Annotated in this window: 4 protein-coding genes; all 4 read left to right on the top strand. The window is 59.8% G+C overall.

From position 1 onward, the window contains the following. Positions 1-1,110 (top strand): Y-family DNA polymerase (locus K0B87_09485; GenBank protein MBW6514967.1); only part of this gene is annotated, 1,110 nt, incomplete at its 5' end. Continuing rightward, complete coding sequence (locus K0B87_09480; GenBank protein MBW6514966.1) at positions 1,107-1,715, top strand: IMPACT family protein; 609 nt, start codon at positions 1,107-1,109, stop codon at positions 1,713-1,715. The genes K0B87_09485 and K0B87_09480, both read left to right, overlap by 4 nt. Next, positions 1,715-2,575, top strand: a complete 861-nt coding sequence (locus K0B87_09475; GenBank protein ID MBW6514965.1) for a ChaN family lipoprotein — start codon at positions 1,715-1,717, stop codon at positions 2,573-2,575. Before K0B87_09480 ends, K0B87_09475 begins: the two co-directional genes overlap by 1 nt. Positions 2,576-2,696: 121 nt before the next feature. After that, the coding region (amrB, locus tag K0B87_09470; protein MBW6514964.1) for an AmmeMemoRadiSam system protein B at positions 2,697-3,491 on the top strand (795 nt) is incomplete at its 3' end.

Here is a 3,491-nt window from a genome sequence, read left to right as displayed (position 1 = left end):
ATGGGCGCGCCCGGCTTCAAACATGAAGCCCTGATCCGCAAACACGGCGGCACCCTGCTTTCCTCCAACTACGCGCTCTATGGGGACATGTCCGCCCGGGTGATGGACGTTTTGGCCAAATTCTCGCCCGAGCTGGAGGTCTATTCGATCGACGAGGCCTTTTTGGGCTTGAATGGATTCCGGCTGCGGGACCTGAATGAATATGGGCAAAAGATGCGCCACACGGTGAGGAAATGGACCGGCATCCCCGTTTCGGTGGGGATCTCCAAAACCAAGACCCTGGCCAAGATCGCCAACCATTACGCCAAGCGCTATTCCGGCTATCAGGGCTGCGTGGTGCTGCTGGATGACGACCGCATCGAAAAGGCGCTGAAACAGACCCCCGTGGCCGAGATCTGGGGCATCGGCCGCCAATACGACAAATTCCTGCGCCAGAACGGGATCGAGAACGCCTGGCAACTGCGCAACGCCCCGGAGAAATTCATCGACCACTACATGACCAGCGTCGGCCACAAGACCGTTCTGGAATTACAGGGCTTTTCCTGCATCGACCTGGACGAGGCACCCGCCGCGAAGAAGAGCGTGGTCTGCTCCAAATCCTTTGGCAAGCAGGTTTCGGACCTCGCGGAACTGGAAGAGGCCGTTTCCACCTATATCACCCGCGCCGCCGAGAAGATCCGCGCCCAACACAGCGTGGCGGGGCACATGATGGTGTTCCTGAGCACCAACCGCTTCAAGGAAGGGCCCCAATACAACAATTCCGCCCAAACCACGCTATCCACGCCCACGGCTTACACTCCGGACCTCATCAGAACCGGCCTGGCCCTGCTGCGGGACCTCCATCTGCCCGGATTCGAATACAAAAAGGCGGGCGTGATGTTCTCCGACATCATGGACGAGGGCGACGTGCCGCTGAACCTGATCGAAACCAACTATCTGGACGACAACCGCAAAGCCCTGATCGACGCCATCGACCGCATCAACCGGCGCTGCGGGCGGGATACGGTGTTCTACGCGAGCTGCGGCGTGAAAAAGGAATGGGAGATGAAGCGGGCACGCCTCTCCCCGGCCTATACGACGCGCTGGAAAGACCTCCCCAAGGTGAAATGAGCAGGCAAACGATCTCCCGGCCGGCCGAATTTGGGCAAAAGATCAAGCGCTCGGTTTTCCGCTGCTTCCTCTTCCCCATCGCGGGCCCGGAACAGGCCAGGGAACTGATCGCCGCCCACAACCGGGAATACGCCGGCGCCACCCACAACTGCTTCGCCTACGTCTGCGGCTGGGAACGCGAGATCCAGTACTATTCCGATGCCGGGGAACCCTCCGGAACGGCGGGAAAGCCCATCCTCAACGCGCTCTTGCGGGCGGGTATGACCAATGTCCTGGCCATCGTGAGCCGCTGGTATGGAGGCGTGAAACTGGGGGTGAAAGGCTTGATCGAGGCCTATGGAAACACGGCGGAACACGCCCTGGAACTGGCCGACAAGGTGCCCGCGGAGGCGCAAAGCTGGTTCAGCGTGGCTGCCGAATACGCGGTGGTGGATTCCCTTACCAAGCTGGTGCACTCGCTGGGGGGAGAGATCGCCTCGGCAAACTGGGCGGAACGGGCGGAACTGGTGGTGCGCGTTCCGGAGGCCAAGCGCGGGCGCTTTAGCGAATTTGCTGATGGCTTCCACCGGGAAAAGCGCTTAGATTATCACCTAAAGGAGAACTGATGCGCACTGTGATATTAATAGCCCTTCTATGCCTGCTGGGAACAGCTCTGGCGGGCAGCGGACCCATATTTGTAAACGCCAAAACGGGCAAAGCGCTGGAGGCCTCGCAACTGGCCAGGCAACTGAAAAAATATGACCTGATCTTTTTTGGGGAATGGCACGGCAACGCCGCCATCCACTCCGCCCAGGCCTCTCTGCTGCGGGAATTGCAGGCTGTGGACCCGCGCCTGGCCCTTTCCTTCGAGATGTTCGAGCGGGACGTCCAAACCTGGCTGGACCAATATCTGCTGGGCGAGATCACCGAAGAGGAATTTCTGGCCTATTCCCGCCCTTGGCCAAACTACGCCACGGATTACCGACCTCTGGTGGAATTCGCGCGGGAACAGGGTTTGCCGGCCATCGCGGCCAACGTCCCCAGGCCTCTGGCAGGCCGGGCGGCGAGGCTGGGTGAAAAGTTTCTGGAGGAACTGGCGGATGACGAAAAAGCCTGGGTTGCAGAGCGGATCAGCGCCCCCGAGGGCAAATACAAAGAGCGCTTCCTGGCCACCATGCGGCAAAACATGGGCCACGGCGACCCCGGGGACGCTCAGCTCTATGACAACCTCTTCCTCGCCCAGTGCGTCAAGGACGACACCATGGCCGAAAGCATCCTGCAAGCCAGGCAGCGCTTTCCCAAACACCGGATCATCCACTTCAACGGGGATTTCCATTCGCGGGAGTCCCTGGGCACCGTGGAACGCGTTCTGGAGCGGTCCCCCAAACTCAAGGCCGCGGTGATCAGTCCGCTTGCCGAGGGTGAAACAATCCCCGAGGGGGCGGAACGGATCGCCGACTGGTTCATTCTGGCACCGAGGGAATAGCGTGATCCTGGTCCACGAATTACACGAATTACACGAAGGGGAAAGGGTGTAACATATGACGCAAGCTTCGTATATTTTAGATGATTAATATCGGAATACAGCTTTGTTACAGGAGGTTTTGATGCTGAGAAAAACCACGCACGCGGGCAGCTTTTATCCCCGCTTCGGCGAACAGATAAGCGCCCAGATCGAAAAGTGGACGGCGGGCCAAACCCAGGCCCCTCCGGGCGATGACTGCCTGGGGCTGATCGTTCCCCACGCCGGCTATGTCTATTCCGGAGAATGCGCCGCCAGGGGATTCCACCACATCTCGGGACAGCAGTTCGACACCTTGGTGATCCTGCATCCCAGCCACCACGGCATTCATTTCGACTGGTCCGTGTCTTCTTTTGAGCAGTACGACACCCCTCTGGGCAAGCTGGACCTCGACGTCCGGCTCTTTGAACTGCTCACCAAATCCGGCACAGGCGCGGACAAGGAATTGCGTTTGCACGAGGCGGAGCATTCGCTGGAAGTTCAACTGCCTTTCATCAAGCACTTCTTCCCTGAAGCGCTGATCTGCCCCATCATGATCGGCCGGCCCTATCCGGAGGTGGCATCGCAACTGGCGGAAAAACTCCGGGAAGCGATCAAGGCCAGCGGCAAGAGGGTCGGGATCATCGTCTCCACCGACCTTTCGCATTATTACAACGCGGACAAGGCGGAAAAGATGGACGCCCTGATCACCAAATACCTGATGAGCCTGGATGCCGACGGGCTCTGGCAAAGCGTGATCGGCAAACGCTGCGAGGCCTGCGGGATCGGCGGGCTGCTCACCCTGCTCCTCTACGCCGGAGCTTATGACAACGCCAGGGCCAGGATCATCCACTACACCCATTCCGGCAAGGTGACCGGCGACAACCAGCAGGTCGTGGGC

Origin of the sequence: Candidatus Syntrophosphaera sp. (assembly GCA_019429425.1) — a bacterium.
Taxonomy (GTDB): Bacteria; Cloacimonadota; Cloacimonadia; order Cloacimonadales; family Cloacimonadaceae; genus Syntrophosphaera.
Note: the sequence above shows the minus strand (reverse complement) of the source record. Positions and strands in the feature narration are given on the sequence as shown.

What these genes read in the sequence shown, in the direction of transcription:
- K0B87_09480 (MBW6514966.1), top strand. Translation starts at nt 1,107, where the DNA reads ATGAGCAGGCAAACGATCTCCCGGCCGGCCGAATTTGGGCAAAAGATC.
- K0B87_09475 (MBW6514965.1), top strand. Translation starts at nt 1,715, where the DNA reads ATGCGCACTGTGATATTAATAGCCCTTCTATGCCTGCTGGGAACAGCT.